This is a genomic window from Paenibacillus polymyxa (assembly GCF_001719045.1).
Taxonomy (GTDB): Bacteria; Bacillota; Bacilli; order Paenibacillales; family Paenibacillaceae; genus Paenibacillus; species Paenibacillus polymyxa_B.
The window spans coordinates 3,631,523-3,645,901 of the sequence record NZ_CP015423.1 but is presented as its reverse complement, the minus strand read 5'-3'; the positions used below and the strand labels follow the sequence as shown (position 1 = coordinate 3,645,901).

Sequence of the window (14,379 nt, the reverse complement as noted above, 5' to 3'; positions counted from 1 at the left end):
TGTCCTTATTGTTTCTCCAAATCCAGCAGCTTCGTCTTGACTGGCAAGCCTCCAGCATAACCGACCAAACTTCCGTTTTCACCCGATACCCGATGACATGGAAACAGGATGGGTAACGGATTTTTATTATTTGCTTCCCCAACAGCACGTACCGCCTTGGCTCGGCCGATCGATTCCGCAATATCTTTGTAGGACACACTTTGCCCGTACGGAATATTTTGCAGTGCACGCCATACCTGTTCTTGAAAAGGAGTCCCTCTCAAATCATAGGCTATACTAAATTCCCGTCGTTCTCCCGCAAAATATTCACGCAGTTGATCTGCGGCTTCGCGCAGTTTGTCAGGTTCCTGCACATAGACATATTCCCCAATCCATGTCCGGGCCCATTGCTGAAGCAGTGCTTCCCTCGCATGAAAAACGCCATAGTCTATTCGGCACAGCCCCCGATCTGTAGCGCACAGCGTCAACGTGCCCACAGGTGTCTCCATTTCATCATAATAAATCGTAGTTGGACCCTGCGAGTCCTCGGCCGTTACTTCTGATTTTGATGATTCAGACGCCTTTTGCTGTTCTGCCTGCTCTTGTTCCTCTAGTTTGGAATGCGCTTGCGCGATCATTTCGCGTACTTGCTCATGTTGTTCCTTCTCTGATGCTTGCTTGATCGCTGTCATAGCGTTTTCTCCTCCTATTCGACTCAAAGCCCACGCCGCCGTGCCTCGCAGCTCGGGACGCGGATCATCCAATAAAACCTCCGTTAATTTGGGCACCGCGCTGATATCCTTGAAATTGCCCAGTCCAATGACCGCATTGCGTTGAATGGGCTTCTTCCCCCGCCAAGCCGCTGCACTTTGACCGAATCGGTCTTTAAATTCACGGTTGCTCAAATCCAATAACGGCAGCAGCAACGGCTTCACAATTTCAGGATCGGGTGTAAGCTCGGGATGGTGATCCCAGTTGAGACCCCGATTTTTGGGGCATACCATTTGGCAGGTATCACATCCGTACAGCCGATTCCCTATCTTCCGCATAAACTCCTCATCCAGAAAGCCCTTCGTTTGCGTCAAAAAGGACACACACCGCTGGGCATTCAGCTGCCCAGGACCCACAAGCGCGCCCGTAGGACAGGCATCCAAACATTTGGTACACTCGCCGCAACCATCCGTTACCGGTTCATCTGGCTGGAAAGGAATGTTCGTCAACAGCTCACCTAGATAAATCCATGATCCCAGCGTCGGTGAAATCATCATCGTATTTTTGCCGCTAAAACCAATCCCTGCGCGTTCCGCAACGGCTCGATCCGACAGTTCTCCGGTATCCACCATGTTTTTCAATATGGCATCAGGCACCCGCTCACTTATAAAAGCCTCAAGCTTTTCCATCGCTTCGCGTAGTACCAGATGATAATCTTTCCCCCAGGCTGAACGCGCCAAAATACCACGGTACTTCCCCTTGTCCGACTTCGGCGGGTCCTTCATTTTAGAAGGGTACGCCACCGCAATAGCAATCAGAGATGCAGGCTGTGAGCCATACAGCTCCGGGTAGATCCGCTTATCAATATCTGGCTCCTCAAAGCCGGATTCATAGCCTTTCGCACGATGCTCTTCCAATATAGCTTTCAGAGACAGAAAGGGGTCGGCGGATGCGAACCCGATGGAGTCGATACCCAGCCCTGGAGCTGCCTCAATAATTTCCTGCTTGAGCGCAGCCCAAGTCGAAGCGGTTCCGGCAGCCGTCTGAGTCAATCCGCGTTGCATCCGATACTCACCTCTCTTCTACTTTTTATCATTACAGATATGAGGATTTGCAAAAATCCCATATCTCAAATTTCAACAGAAAACAGCAGCAGATGCTACCGTAAATTTTTAACAGCACTGGTCGCCAGAAAATCACAGCGATTATTCAGTTCGTTGTCACTGTGCCCCTTAACCTTCACATATTCAACCTCATGCTTACCCATCAGTTCCCACAGTTCTTCCCATAGTTCCTTGTTCTCCACTGGCTGATTTTTACTGTTGCGCCAGCCATTACGAAGCCAATTCTTAATCCAGCCCTGTTTAAAGCAATTGACGACATAGGCAGAGTCACTGTGTACTTTCACATGGCAAGGCTCCTTGAGCAGCTTCAGTGCTTCAATCACAGACTTGATCTCCATACGGTTGTTTGTCGTCATTTTCTCGGCACCTGACAGCTCCTTACGATGCTCCCCATACAGCAAAACGATCCCCCAGCCCCCAGGGCCCGGATTTCCAGAACAAGCACCGTCGGTATATACCATCACTTCTTTCATCATCCTCTTCCTTTCCTCATCGGTAACCTCCTGATCCGTCATGGTCCTGATCGGTTTGGACGTGTTCCGCATTGATTTCAGACTATAGTTGCTCTATAGCCATTTCCACTCAGATATCGGCCAAAATATAAATTCTGCACGTCCCAGTAAATCTTGAGATTTAATGCTGCCAAAATAGCGGCTATCCTTGCTTGCTGCAATATGGCGATTATCCCCCATGACAAAAAAGTGCTCCGGCTCCACCGTAAAGGGACCATAATCACCATCCTCCACGTTAGAGTTGGTGTAAGGTTCATTTAGCAGCTCACCGTTCACATACAATTGATTATGTTCAACTCGGATTACATCTCCGGGAATACCTATGACTCTTTTCACTAAAAATCTTGGGCTCGACAGCTTGGAATCGGGATCTTTTAAAATCACAATGTCCCCCCTGCCCGGATCATGAAAATTATAAACCAGCTTGTTAACGAACAAATGCTGGCTTTCCATTAGCGTCGGCTGCATCGAGTGTCCTCTGACCGTGGACAAGTTAAATACGAACAGGTTCAGAAGCAGCAAGACGACCATGGCGATCAGCAGAGTGACTAACCAATCGCGTATGTAACCAGAGCGGCCTGCTTGTTTGGACGTTTCCGGTGAGGGAAGCGGGCCTGACGAAGGAGCCAAAGCGTCCATAATTAAACCTCCTCAACCCTGTTATAAATAGAAAAGCATATCCCGTACCCGATTGCAACGGTTACTCAGATATGCTCTAAATGTAAATATTATACTTAATATTATTCAATTCTCTTTATTTCGATTCCCGATTAATGAGGCGCCAAAATACTCAGCTTCTGAAAAGCCTGTAAAATCTGGCTTGCTCCATAGCCCATCGCTTCGTACAAAGGCATGGCCGCACTGTTATGCTTGTCCCCTGCTACCCAAATACGGCTAACCTTACGTTGCTGAAAACGCTGCTCCATGGACTCCACAAGCGATTTGCCGATTCCCATCCGACGACGATCCGGGTGAATAGCGATACGATAGTAACAACCATCATTCTGATCCATCGTGCCGATCAAAGCACCAACGATCTCTCCCTCTTCTTCTGCAACGATGATCAAACCGGAATCCCACGAAAGCTGACGGGCAAACGCACTCACCGTCTCTTTGTAGCACTCCTCTGACAAGGCAATTTGCATGAGTTCCGTTACTGAGTTCACATCACTTAATTGAAAGGAACGAACGTGCATAAGTAATATCTCCCTTTTCGTAAGCATAATAAAAAAATTGAGACAGCACCGTCATTTTTACATAAATCCTTAAATTTCTTATCATGGTGTTAATCACAAGGCATTATGATAAAAATGCATACGATCTGCTATATATGAAATGAAGAACAGGAAAAGGGTATATGCCCTCAAGTTCGTCATGTCATAGACATGACAGATTATAGCAGACGACAAAAAAGCCGAAATTTCTGCTTCCTTGACCATTAAACCATACTTTTTGACGGAATACATCCCTTTTTCTCATGTAAGCGCTGTATATAAAGCGTTTACATTTTAAAGTTCACAATTTACCTCTTATTACCTATGTATTGTGTATTCCAATCGGGTTTTTGGACATGCTAGCTACCAGGCCGTATTGCCCAGTTTGCTATTTTACAAACAAAAATGTTGATAAAATAGGCTGAATGCGGTTTAATATAACTATCGAGGGTATTATTACATAGGAACACTTACCCAACCATATAACCAGGAGGGATTTTACTATGGCATTTCAATTACCAGAACTTCCTTACGCAAAAGACGCACTGGAACCGCACATTGATGCACTGACAGTAGAAATTCACCATGATCGTCACCATAACACATATGTAACGAACTTAAACGCAGCTCTAGAGAGCGCTCCTGAACTGCAAAGCAAAAGCCTGGAGGATCTGATCTCCAATCTGGACAGCGTTCCTGAAAGCATCCGCACTGCGGTTCGCAACAACGGTGGTGGACACCACAACCACAGCCTGTTCTGGGAAGTTATCGGTCCTAACGGCGGCGGACAACCGACAGGTGCTATTGCTGAAGCAATCAGCAACGAGCTGGGCGGCTACGACAAATTTAAAGAAGACTTCACTAAAGCAGCTACAACACGTTTTGGTAGCGGCTGGGCTTGGTTGGTTGTCGGCAAAGACGGCAAACTGGCGATCACTAGCACTCCAAACCAGGATAGCCCGCTGTCTGAAGGTCTGACTCCGGTACTTGGACTGGACGTTTGGGAGCATGCTTACTACCTGAAATATCAAAACAAACGCCCAGACTACATTGCAGCATTCTACAATGTAATCAACTGGGATGAAGTAAACAAACGTTACGCGGCTGCAAAGAAATAAGCCAGTAACAACATCTCTATCCTATAATAAAGGGCTGTCTCAAAAGTAGATTTTCTACGAATGAGACAGCCCTTTTGGCATTCCATGGTAAACTGGTGGAGATGATTCTCAAATACAGCTCTGGAGGTTGATGGATGCAGACTTTTTTTCGTTACAACTGGATGATTCGGGAACAATGGTACCGCTGGTGTGAAGAGGTGTCGCAGGAGGAATTACTGAAACAACGCGTCGGCGGAGTCGGCGGCATTCTAAAGACACTCTTTCATATCGTTGATGTAGAGTGGAGCTGGATTCAAACGATTCAGGGCAAACCCGACTTTCAAGAGGACTTCTCTCTCTATGATACGCTCAACAAAGTCCGTGAGCTGGATGCAAAGTTTCGACTCGATGTCGAGCCGTTCGTGCTCGCCTGGCATGATGGTCTGGAACGGAAAAGATTCGAAGATCACCTCCCGGACGGCAGGATTGTAATTGATGCGTGGGGCGAGGTGATGCGGCATGTCATTGCCCACCAAATCCACCATATTGGGCAGTTGTCCATATGGTCTCGGGAGCTAGGCAAGCCTCCGGTTTCGGCCAATGTAATCGGCAAAGGGCTGATTGAAAGCGATAGTGGAATCGATTAGCTTTAACGAACATACAAATATATTCATGTGACTCAGAGCCGTCCCCGGTCGTTTTTAACGACTGAGGACGGCTCTTTTACTTTTTCATCTATACTCTCTGGTCTATTCCACGAATATTCTCTTCTTTTAACCGTTTTCATAAAAGCTTGATTATAACTGATTAAGTTTTTTCAACCTATCAATATTCTCTTGGTTCAGACTGTTGACCTCTTACTCTTGAAAGCACCGTAAGCCAATGTAAATAATGCTCCACATAACAGGGCAATAAGATGAGCGATAAGATAATTCATATGACCATGGTTCTCTGACGCGGCAATTGCAAAGCCGGGAAGAGCCGTGGTTCCGAATCCTATGGCTGTCAGCTTGCTTAAATATACATATGCTCCCGCAATCATTCCTCCGAGGCATCCAGCAACCAAGGGGAACTTATACTTTAAAGTGACCCCAAAGATCGCTGGTTCCGAGATTCCAAAAAGTACAGACCCGAATGCAGAGTAACCCATTTCTTTAACCTTGGTGTCTTTGCGATTCAAAAGAATATACCCCAAAACGGCGCCCCCTTGAGCCATCAAAGCTACTGATGCCAACGGGTTGATAAAATTTCTGCCTGTATCGGTTAACAACTGCGCTTCTACCGCACCCATAACATGATGTAAGCCTGTAATAACAATGATCTGCTGAATGCCTGCAAAAAACATAAAACCGAATATTCCTAGGTTTTGCGTCATCCAAAGCAGCGAAACAGTCACCAGACTAGCTAACTCTCGCCCAAGAGGGCCGATAATGGTAAACAATAGCAGGGAAGAAACAAAGACCGTCAACAACGGAGCCAAAAATAGTTTAATCATGTCTGGAACCTTTTTGTTAAAAAACTGATCCAACTTGGCTACCACATATCCCATCATTAGAGCAATAATAATACCACCCTGAAATCCAACCAACTGTACGGGAAGGCCGAAAAGACTGATCGATTCCGGATTTTGACTTCCTTTAGCTACCTCAAAGGCATCCGCTAGTGCCGGATGAAGCATAATCGCACCCAGCACAAGCCCCAGAATCGGACGACCGCCGTATCTCTTGGTTGCAGAATAAACAACAAGCAGCGGCAGGATGGTGAAAATACCCGTAGAAACGATTTGAACGAAGCGATTGATCCCTTGAAAAATTGGATACATCTCCACAATCGATTTAGGACCGAATAACCCCTTCTGACCTAATAGCCCGGTTATCCCCATTAACAATGCGGCGGCAAGAATTCCCGGCATGATCTCAATGAAGACATCTGACAGCGATTTAATGGCTTTTTGAAAAGGATTTTGCCTTTGTGCGGACTTCGTTTTGACATCACTTAATGACATATCTTCCGTTCCGGTCAGTTTGGAAAATACGGCATAGATATTATTGACCAACCCTGCTCCAAAAATGATCTGTAGTTGATCCCCCGCTATGAAAACGCCTTTAACCAGATCAATATCTTCAATCTTTTTTAATTCCGCTTTTTCATTGTCCTCAAGTACAATTCTTAATCTGGTGGCACAATGGGCCACACCGATAATGTTGTCTTCACCACCGATATATTTTAAAATTTCTTGAGAAATTTGCTTATACTGCTTTTCTTTTGCTTCCATCTAGTAAAACCCCCTCTAGCTGAATCAGATGTCTTCTTTAACAAATCTCCAGAACATGCCTAAAAAGTCCTGCTTTACCCTGGCAAGCGTTATGCCGACATGCATTAATTCATCACCGCCGAACAGCTCACCGGTTTCTACATTTCTATAAACGTAGTCTGGATTCAAACCTTTGAATTTTAACGTTTTAATCGCGGCTGCGGGTTGGGATAAAACCTTGAAATAGCTGGCCGCCATTTCCGTTTGATCTTCCGACACAAAGTTCCATGCGGCTTCATTTTCATCAAACGGATTAATTATTCTGTAAAACTTCCCAAATTGAATGAGCGATCTAATTTCTTTATATAGAGCTATCTGTTTTTTTACTATTTCTTTTTCCTCAACGGTTAATGTCGTCAGATCCAGCTCATATCCAAAATTCCCGGCCATGGCGACATAACCTCTTGTCTCCAAGGGAGTTATTCTACCCACTTGATGGTTGGGTACCGTAGAGACGTGTGCCCCCATAGTAATCGGAGGGTAGACAAGACTTGTTCCCCATTGAATCTTCAGTCGGCAAATGGCATCCGTATTGTCACTCGTCCAGGTCTGAGGCATGTAATAGAGCATGCCGGCATCAAAACGGCCTCCTCCACTAGAACAGCTCTCGAATAAGACATGGGGAAATCTTGATGTAAGCTCTTCCATAACACGATAGAGTCCCAAGATATAACGATGCGCAGTCTCCCTCTGTCTCTCAGGTGGCACGGCTGCCGAACCCACATCCGTCATGTGACGATTCATGTCCCATTTTACATAAGTAATTGGAACGTCCGATAAAATATCGGAAACCGACTTAATAATGTACTCACACACTTCCTTCCTCGATAAATCCAACATCAGTTGATTTCTTCCCAACGTATACGGACGATCAGGGACATGGATACACCAATCGGGATGCTTTCTGTATAAATCGCTGTCTATGGATACCATTTCAGGTTCAAACCACAAACCAAACTCCATACCCAGATTTCGTATGCGGTTTGCAAGATCCAGCAATCCATCTGGAAGTTTGCGACGATCCACCACCCAATCGCCTAATGAAGTATTGTCATCATCCCGTTTTCCAAACCACCCATCATCCAATACAAACAGTTCCACTCCTACACTTTGAGCTTCCTTCGCCAACTGCTCAATCTTGTCGGCATCAAAGTTAAAGTAAGTGGCTTCCCAGTTATTAATCAGGATCGGCCGCTCTTTGTCACGAAAAGGCCCACGACATAATCTGTTCCTGTATAATTCATGATAAATTCTCGACATGCCGCCCAAGCCATTTTCGGTGTATACCATGACCACTTCAGGCGTTTGGAACGATTCCTCAGGTTCAAGCAGCCATGTAAAATCAAAAGGATTAATCCCCATCGTGACTCTTGTGTTCCGATAGGAATCTACCTGAGCCTGGGCCGTAAAGTTCCCACTGTACACCAGATTAAAGGCGTACACTTCACCCTGTTCTTCATCTGTTCCTTCTCTTACAAGTGCCATAAAGGGTGCCTGTTGAGGGCTGCTGGCTCCACGGCAGCTGTCTACCATTTGAATTCCAGGTAAAATTTTTCGCCTTGCTATATTTTTTTCATTATTATGCGCACCGTACAAGGTAATTAGTTCATATTCATCATCACGAAAATCCACACTAGCACTTAACGCTTTAAGCAGTTTTAGCTGCTGCCGACCTTCATTATCGAAACGGACTGAACGGGTAATGACATCCCGCTTTTGATATAGGCTATAGGATAGTACAACCTTTACATTAATTAATGGGTCTTCAAGGACGATTTCCAGAGTTTCTACTTCGCCATCATCCTCTGCATAAGTAGAAGGAAGCCCTTTCAATTTTGGTTTGCCTTGGTAAACCCGATGTTCTTTATAGCGAAAGTCTGTCACTGTAGAACCATTCTCCAATTGAAGCTGATACGCAGGAATCCTGAAATCACTATTTCCAAATGACGGATATTCTTGCGGGATAGTATCCAGTGAAAAGGCTCGATCCGAGCCATCGGGATTGGGTGAAAATCCTCTATCCATAAAGATGATTTTATTGCTTCCCCGATAGTTCTGAATTTTCTTTCCCCAATACAGATGGGCTAAATAACCATCTCGTATAACCTGCATGACATAACTCGTATTGCTGCCTTGTAAATGGAATAAAAGCTTCTCTTTATCGATGTGTATAGCCATAGCAACCCCCTTATAGAGCCAATAATACGATTTCCAAAAAGTATAAATTATGTTGTTTACTCATTGTTTACATCCTAATAATAATTGAATAGTTTCAATAATTATATGGAATAATGTAGACTCTATATGAAACGGTGTGATAATATGCAGAGATGAATTAAGGGGTGAAAACAAATGAGTTCACACTTTTCCAATCATTCCTATAACAACCTGGACCTCAATTTATACACATGTGGCAAAGAAAGCTGTACCAGCAAGCACTCTTATGGGCCAGCCATTCGAAGCGGGTATATGGTGCATTATATTTTAAAAGGAAAAGGGATCTTTAAAGTCAACGATAAAATCTATCATTTGGAGAAAAACGATGCTTTCTTTATTGAGCCGAAGGTTTTAATTTACTACGAAGCGGATGAAGTCGACCCATGGGAATATGCCTGGATTGGTTTTAATGGGATGCAAGCAAAAGAATATCTAAGCCGGACCTGTATCAATAGGGACAATCCCATTTTCCGGTTTGAAGCAGAGGGCAGCCTTGCCCGCTGTATGGAGAGTATCGTCGTTTCTTCTACACTGAAATCCAACAAAGACCTGCTGCTTGCATCCAAGCTGTATGAATTTCTGTATCTGATGTTTGAACATTACCCTAATCAGGAAGTCAACCCTGAGGTAAGACAGCAGCGGTATATTAAAGAAGCGCTTCTCTTCATTCAACAAAACTATTCACACTTCATTACCGTAAGCGACATTGCCAAGTACATTTCAATTGACCGTTCGTATTTGCATCGTTTATTTAAACAGCAACTAAATAAGTCACCACAGGAATTTTTATTGCATTTGAGGATTGAAAAATCGTGCTCCCTATTAAGAAATACTTCCCTTAAAATCGGGGATATCGCTCGGTCTGTAGGGTATAAAGATGTACTCCTATTCTCCAAAATGTTCAAAACGGTCAACAAGGTGACTCCATCCGAATACCGAAAAAACCCCCAAAAATAACACACTTCGTTCGCAACTAAATTAGGCATATTCATTCCAAAAACAGAAAAATAGCGGCAGCATGGATCAACCTCATGTCCATACTGCCGCTATTTTATTAACTGCATGTTCTCTTAATTAGTTCTCTTTTTGCTTCGCATAATACTCGGTGATCAGATCGAGGAACACCTTGGGAAACGCCAAGGTGGCCATATCCGCTTCGCTGATCCAGCGGTACCCCGCTGGCAGCGCATTATGCGCGTGCTCCGCCTGCTCAGCCAGCGCAATCAACGCACCCGGCTTCGCTTCGGTGCTGTAGCTGGCCCGCTGTTCGGCAGCCAGCGGATGTCCTCCCGCCTCCCCGGCAGGGACGGCGACCTCTTCACACTGGAACACACGCAGGTTCCAGTGAATGTGGCTGAACGTGTGCTCCGCCTCACGTACAAACCGCACCGGGCGCGCAAGCACGCCCTCTGCCAGCAAATGAGCCGCCAAATGGTCCATGGCGGGCTCATCCGGCACCGGGCCGTTGTAGCCCTCCGGCCTGGCAAGCTCATGCGGCAGCTCCCACATGCGGGCCAACAGGCCCTTGGCCGGGCGCTGCCGTACGAGCAGGCGGCCTGCGTTCGCTCCGCTGCCCTCGATGAGGGCTACGGAACGCGGCTCCAGCCGCGGCGGCTTCGCCTTGGTCTTGACTGGCAGCGTCTCCTCGCGACCTGCCAACCTGCCCGAGCAATGCTCCATGACCGGGCAGGTCAGACAATGAGGCGACTTCGGCGTGCAGACCAGCGCCCCCAGCTCCATCAGAGCCTGATTAAAATCAGAAGCCCTTCCTTCGGGGATCAGCTCCCGTACCAGACTTTCCATATGCGCCCGCGTGCTGCCCTTCATAATATCCTCTTCAATGAGAAAATAACGCGACAGCACACGCATCACATTCCCGTCCACAGCAGGCTCTGGTCGATTGAAGGCGATACTCATAATCGCCCCCGTCGTATACGGGCCTACTCCTTTCAGTGCAGCGACAGCCTGTGTATCATCCGGCACCTGCCCGCCGTGAAGCTCAACTACTTGTTTTGCCGCCGTTTGCAAATTCCGAGCCCGCGAATAATAACCCAGCCCTTCCCACAGCTTAAGCACATCCTCCTCGGGTGCTTCCGCCAACGCTTCAATTGTAGGAAAACGTGCAATAAAGCGATTAAAATACGGAATGACCGTATCCACACGCGTCTGCTGAAGCATAATTTCCGAGATCCAGATATAAAAAGGATTCCGATGGCGGCGCCACGGCAAATCGCGTTTGTTACGTGTATACCAATTCAACAGTTCAAAGCTGAAATAACGCTTTTGTTCCAATGTATTTGTAGTCATCACATCACATCTCCTTATATTCGACAATCACAAAAGCAGAGGCAATGTTAGGCTGATGTGTAATACTCAAGTGAATGCTGTAATTCGAGTCACCTGTAGACGGCAATCTCAGTCTATCCCATGCGGATGAAGACAAATAAACGGCTGGCTTCCCCCCAGGTTCCGGTAAAATATCCATATCGCCGAACCCGATAATTTGCCCAATTCCGCAACCGAAGGCTTTCGTTATCGCTTCCTTGGCGGCAAAGCGCCCTGCTACGAACTCCGTTAGTCTACCCTTGCGTTCCACAGCAAGCTCACGTTCTGCTGGGGTCAGCACCCGATTCAAAAACGCATCTGCATATTTACCTGCCAAAATATGAGCCATACGGCTTATTTCCAGCACATCATGTCCAATTCCGTAGATCATTTGGGTATTCCCCGTCCTTTTTACTTTACTGGATCTATTGTAACAGTGCTTCCACACCCTGGCGAGTCACAAAGGCGTAAAAGCGACACCAAAATATGTTAAAATAAGAAAGGCTATAGGTGAATGTTTTGAAATTCAGCTCATATGCCCATTTTAAAAAATTTCCGTTGAAAGGAAGGATAGGATGTCAGAAACCATTATTGTTGAAGCAGGTACCGAAGCAGGAACAGATGCGGTGATCCGGGCTTCCTGGTTTCCCGCTAAAAATACAGCCAAAAGCCTGCTCATCATCGCTCACGGCTACAAAGGATTTAAGGATTGGGGCATGTTCCCCTATATAGCAGAAGCATTGAGTATGGATAACCATGTTGTGACCTTCAACTTTTCACATAATGGCATAGGTGAGGATCTAGAGAATTTTACCGAGCTGGAAAAGTTCGCACGCAACACCTATAGCCGCGAACAAGAGGATTTGGAACTATTGCTGTCCAATCTGAGAGCACGTCATGAGTTCAGAGAATTGCCGTTGTTTCTGTTAGGACATAGCCGAGGCGCGGGAAGCTGCTTTGTATATGCTCTAGATCATCCCGGCGAGATTGCTGGCGTCATTTCATGGAATGGCGTGACAGATCTTGATTTGTTTACTTTACCGCAAAAAGAAGAAATGCGCGCCAAGGGGCGCAGCTATGTGGAGAACGCTAGAACAGCACAACAGCTTCCGCTGGATGCTGTCATTCTGGAAGACTTGGAACAAAATCGCCAGCGTTTTGCCATTGTAGACAGACTTGCCAACAGCCAGCTCCCAGCTGTACTGATCCAGGGAACCGAAGATTCCAAACGTCTACGGGAAGGCTCTGCCCTGCTCACATCCGTTCGTCCCGACATCGAATGGGTACAAATTCAAGGCGGCAATCATACCTTTAATACCGTTCATCCATTCCAGGGAGGTAGCCTTCCACTGGATCAAGCGATTACTGAAACCCGCCGCTTCATTGAGTGGATCACCAATTAAATTATTGCCCCTTCAATACAAACGGCGATCCGCCGGGCGGATCGCCGCATTTATTTACTTCAGGATTTTACAATTCCATAATGATTAATGCTTACACTCCTGGGATGCTTGTCCGCTTATGCGCTGTACGTGTAAAGAAGCTTTCCAGCTTTTCGCGTGCCGCCGGGTCAATTTCCTTGCCTTCCAGGTAGTCGCTGTTTGCTTCGTAGGAGATCCCCAGTTCTTTTTCATCCGTCTGGCCTTCCCACAATCCTGCTGTAGGCGCTTTGTCCAAAATGGCCTGCGGGACTCCAAGATAGCTAGCGAGCAAGCGCACCTGACGTTTGTTGAGCGTGCTAAGTGGCGTAATATCAACCGCACCATCGCCCCATTTGGTATAAAAGCCTGTGATAGCTTCTGAAGCGTGATCTGTGCCAACGACGAGCAGATTCAGCTCATTCGCGAGTGCGTACTGAACCACCATACGTGTTCTTGCCTTTACATTCCCTCTCACTTGCGGAGTAATAGAACGCTCTAGACCGATATCCTTTAACGTATGCTCTACTTCCACGGCAACCTTATCCACGGCTTCCTTAATGTTCGTTTCCCCAGCATATTTCAGGTCGAACGCTTTGGCTACCGCGTAGCTATGCTCGATATCTTCCTGTTGGCCGTATGGCTGGAATACACCCAGTGTTTTGTATTCGTCCCCTTGTTCCTGCGTCAATTCATCTGTAGCCCGCTTGCACAAAGCGGCTGCTACGGCACTATCAATCCCGCCACTGATGGCGATCAACAGCCCTTTGCTTCCCGTTTTCGTAACATACGACTTGAGGAAATCCACACGCTTACGGACCTCCGCCTCTACGTTAATCGTAGGCTGTACTCCCAATTCAGCAATAATCTGTTCCTGCAAACTCATCAGATAAGCACCTCTTTTTTAGGAATTTCCTTCACAAGCCAACATGCAAAAGCCCCGGCAAGTTTCGCAGGCGAAAAATGCGGGGCATAGCTTGAGCAGTCTTACCGGCAAAAACGATCAAATGCACTGGTCAAATCAGCAGCGATCTGATCTGCCGAACGATCCTCCACCTGATGACGCTCGATGAAGTGAACCAGTTCGCCGTCTTTCAACAGCGCGATAGAAGGGGATGACGGTGGGTAAGGTGCGAAAAATTCGCGAGCCTTTGCCGTTGCTTCCTTGTCCTGTCCGGCAAAAACCGAATACAGATGATCTGGCGTAAGATCATGCTTCAGCGCTTCAGCCACACCCGGGCGGCATTGGCCTGCGGCACAACCACATACCGAGTTCACAACAACCAACACTGTCCCTTTAGCATTAGGAAGCTTGGCCTCCACATCTTCAGAAGTACGCAGTTCCTGAATCCCAAGATTCGTCAGTTCATCGCGCATTGGCTGAACTGAATCTCTCATATATTGATCGAAAGACATAGACATATTCTTTCACTCCTTTTCCAAAAATCATGTATACTACGTTTTTAAT

The 14,379-nt window shown here is 46.4% G+C and carries 14 protein-coding genes; 4 read left to right on the top strand and 10 right to left on the bottom strand.

Annotated features, from left to right (window positions below):
- Window positions 1–5: 5 nt before the first annotated feature.
- From queG to AOU00_RS16275, 4 genes are all read right to left on the bottom strand, one after another.
- Complete coding sequence (gene queG / locus AOU00_RS16290) at window positions 6–1,754, bottom strand: tRNA epoxyqueuosine(34) reductase QueG (RefSeq protein ID WP_069291100.1); 1,749 nt, start codon at window positions 1,752–1,754, stop codon at window positions 6–8.
- Window positions 1,755–1,849: 95 nt separating this feature from the next.
- On the bottom strand, window positions 1,850–2,287 hold the full coding sequence (gene rnhA / locus AOU00_RS16285; RefSeq protein ID WP_023986996.1) for a ribonuclease HI: 438 nt from the start codon (window positions 2,285–2,287) through the stop codon (window positions 1,850–1,852).
- A 93-nt stretch (window positions 2,288–2,380) separates the two neighbouring features.
- Window positions 2,381–2,965 (bottom strand): signal peptidase I, encoded by a 585-nt coding sequence (gene lepB / locus AOU00_RS16280; protein WP_069291099.1) that lies wholly within the window; start codon window positions 2,963–2,965, stop codon window positions 2,381–2,383.
- 131 nt (window positions 2,966–3,096) lie between these two features.
- A complete protein-coding gene (locus AOU00_RS16275) occupies window positions 3,097–3,522 on the bottom strand; it encodes a GNAT family N-acetyltransferase (protein ID WP_069291098.1) in 426 nt (141 codons plus the stop codon).
- Window positions 3,523–4,043: 521 nt separating this feature from the next.
- Between AOU00_RS16275 and AOU00_RS16270 the strand changes: the two genes are divergently transcribed.
- Entirely contained in the window at window positions 4,044–4,658 is a 615-nt protein-coding gene (locus tag AOU00_RS16270) for a superoxide dismutase (protein ID WP_023986992.1), read from the top strand.
- A gap of 134 nt (window positions 4,659–4,792) precedes the next feature.
- Window positions 4,793–5,284 carry a DinB family protein gene (locus AOU00_RS16265; RefSeq protein ID WP_069291097.1) on the top strand — a complete coding sequence of 164 codons (492 nt, stop codon included), beginning with the start codon at window positions 4,793–4,795 and terminating at the stop codon, window positions 5,282–5,284.
- Between the two features lie 194 nt (window positions 5,285–5,478).
- Here AOU00_RS16265 and AOU00_RS16260 read toward each other — a convergent pair whose 3' ends face one another.
- Complete coding sequence (locus tag AOU00_RS16260; protein WP_069291096.1) at window positions 5,479–6,912, bottom strand: PTS transporter subunit EIIC; 1,434 nt, start codon at window positions 6,910–6,912, stop codon at window positions 5,479–5,481.
- Between the two features lie 24 nt (window positions 6,913–6,936).
- The gene (locus AOU00_RS16255; protein ID WP_069291095.1) at window positions 6,937–9,129 is read right to left on the bottom strand and encodes an alpha-galactosidase; all 2,193 of its coding nucleotides are present in this window, start codon (window positions 9,127–9,129) and stop codon (window positions 6,937–6,939) included.
- Window positions 9,130–9,303: 174 nt separating this feature from the next.
- Between AOU00_RS16255 and AOU00_RS16250 the strand changes: the two genes are divergently transcribed.
- Window positions 9,304–10,125, top strand: coding sequence for an AraC family transcriptional regulator (locus tag AOU00_RS16250; protein WP_069291094.1), 822 nt, complete (start codon window positions 9,304–9,306; stop codon window positions 10,123–10,125).
- 117 nt (window positions 10,126–10,242) lie between these two features.
- Here AOU00_RS16250 and mutY read toward each other — a convergent pair whose 3' ends face one another.
- Together mutY and acpS are read right to left on the bottom strand one after the other, a co-directional pair.
- A complete protein-coding gene (mutY, locus tag AOU00_RS16245; protein WP_069291093.1) occupies window positions 10,243–11,475 on the bottom strand; it encodes an A/G-specific adenine glycosylase in 1,233 nt (410 codons plus the stop codon).
- A gap of 4 nt (window positions 11,476–11,479) precedes the next feature.
- Window positions 11,480–11,884: a holo-ACP synthase gene (acpS, locus tag AOU00_RS16240; RefSeq protein WP_069291092.1), complete on the bottom strand. Its 405-nt coding sequence runs from the start codon at window positions 11,882–11,884 to the stop codon at window positions 11,480–11,482.
- A gap of 184 nt (window positions 11,885–12,068) precedes the next feature.
- Between acpS and AOU00_RS16235 the strand changes: the two genes are divergently transcribed.
- Complete coding sequence (locus AOU00_RS16235; protein WP_069291091.1) at window positions 12,069–12,896, top strand: alpha/beta hydrolase family protein; 828 nt, start codon at window positions 12,069–12,071, stop codon at window positions 12,894–12,896.
- Window positions 12,897–12,987: 91 nt separating this feature from the next.
- On the opposite strand, the gene nadE is transcribed toward AOU00_RS16235, so the two are convergent.
- Together nadE and AOU00_RS16225 are read right to left on the bottom strand one after the other, a co-directional pair.
- On the bottom strand, window positions 12,988–13,797 hold the full coding sequence (gene nadE, locus AOU00_RS16230; RefSeq protein WP_025722646.1) for an ammonia-dependent NAD(+) synthetase: 810 nt from the start codon (window positions 13,795–13,797) through the stop codon (window positions 12,988–12,990).
- 101 nt (window positions 13,798–13,898) lie between these two features.
- Window positions 13,899–14,333 (bottom strand): BrxA/BrxB family bacilliredoxin, encoded by a 435-nt coding sequence (locus tag AOU00_RS16225; RefSeq protein WP_023986978.1) that lies wholly within the window; start codon window positions 14,331–14,333, stop codon window positions 13,899–13,901.
- Window positions 14,334–14,379: the final 46 nt, after the last annotated feature.

Coding starts and splice junctions, on each gene's coding strand:
- AOU00_RS16225 (WP_023986978.1), bottom strand. CDS start 14,333: ATGTCTATGTCTTTCGATCAATATATGAGAGATTCAGTTCAGCCAATG.
- lepB (WP_069291099.1), bottom strand. CDS start 2,965: ATGGACGCTTTGGCTCCTTCGTCAGGCCCGCTTCCCTCACCGGAAACG.
- queG (WP_069291100.1), bottom strand. CDS start 1,754: ATGCAACGCGGATTGACTCAGACGGCTGCCGGAACCGCTTCGACTTGG.
- AOU00_RS16235 (WP_069291091.1), top strand. CDS start 12,069: ATGTCAGAAACCATTATTGTTGAAGCAGGTACCGAAGCAGGAACAGAT.
- AOU00_RS16260 (WP_069291096.1), bottom strand. CDS start 6,912: ATGGAAGCAAAAGAAAAGCAGTATAAGCAAATTTCTCAAGAAATTTTA.
- nadE (WP_025722646.1), bottom strand. CDS start 13,797: ATGAGTTTGCAGGAACAGATTATTGCTGAATTGGGAGTACAGCCTACG.
- rnhA (WP_023986996.1), bottom strand. CDS start 2,287: ATGAAAGAAGTGATGGTATATACCGACGGTGCTTGTTCTGGAAATCCG.
- AOU00_RS16275 (WP_069291098.1), bottom strand. CDS start 3,522: ATGCACGTTCGTTCCTTTCAATTAAGTGATGTGAACTCAGTAACGGAA.
- acpS (WP_069291092.1), bottom strand. CDS start 11,884: ATGATCTACGGAATTGGACATGATGTGCTGGAAATAAGCCGTATGGCT.
- mutY (WP_069291093.1), bottom strand. CDS start 11,475: ATGACTACAAATACATTGGAACAAAAGCGTTATTTCAGCTTTGAACTG.
- AOU00_RS16265 (WP_069291097.1), top strand. CDS start 4,793: ATGCAGACTTTTTTTCGTTACAACTGGATGATTCGGGAACAATGGTAC.
- AOU00_RS16270 (WP_023986992.1), top strand. CDS start 4,044: ATGGCATTTCAATTACCAGAACTTCCTTACGCAAAAGACGCACTGGAA.
- AOU00_RS16255 (WP_069291095.1), bottom strand. CDS start 9,129: ATGGCTATACACATCGATAAAGAGAAGCTTTTATTCCATTTACAAGGC.
- AOU00_RS16250 (WP_069291094.1), top strand. CDS start 9,304: ATGAGTTCACACTTTTCCAATCATTCCTATAACAACCTGGACCTCAAT.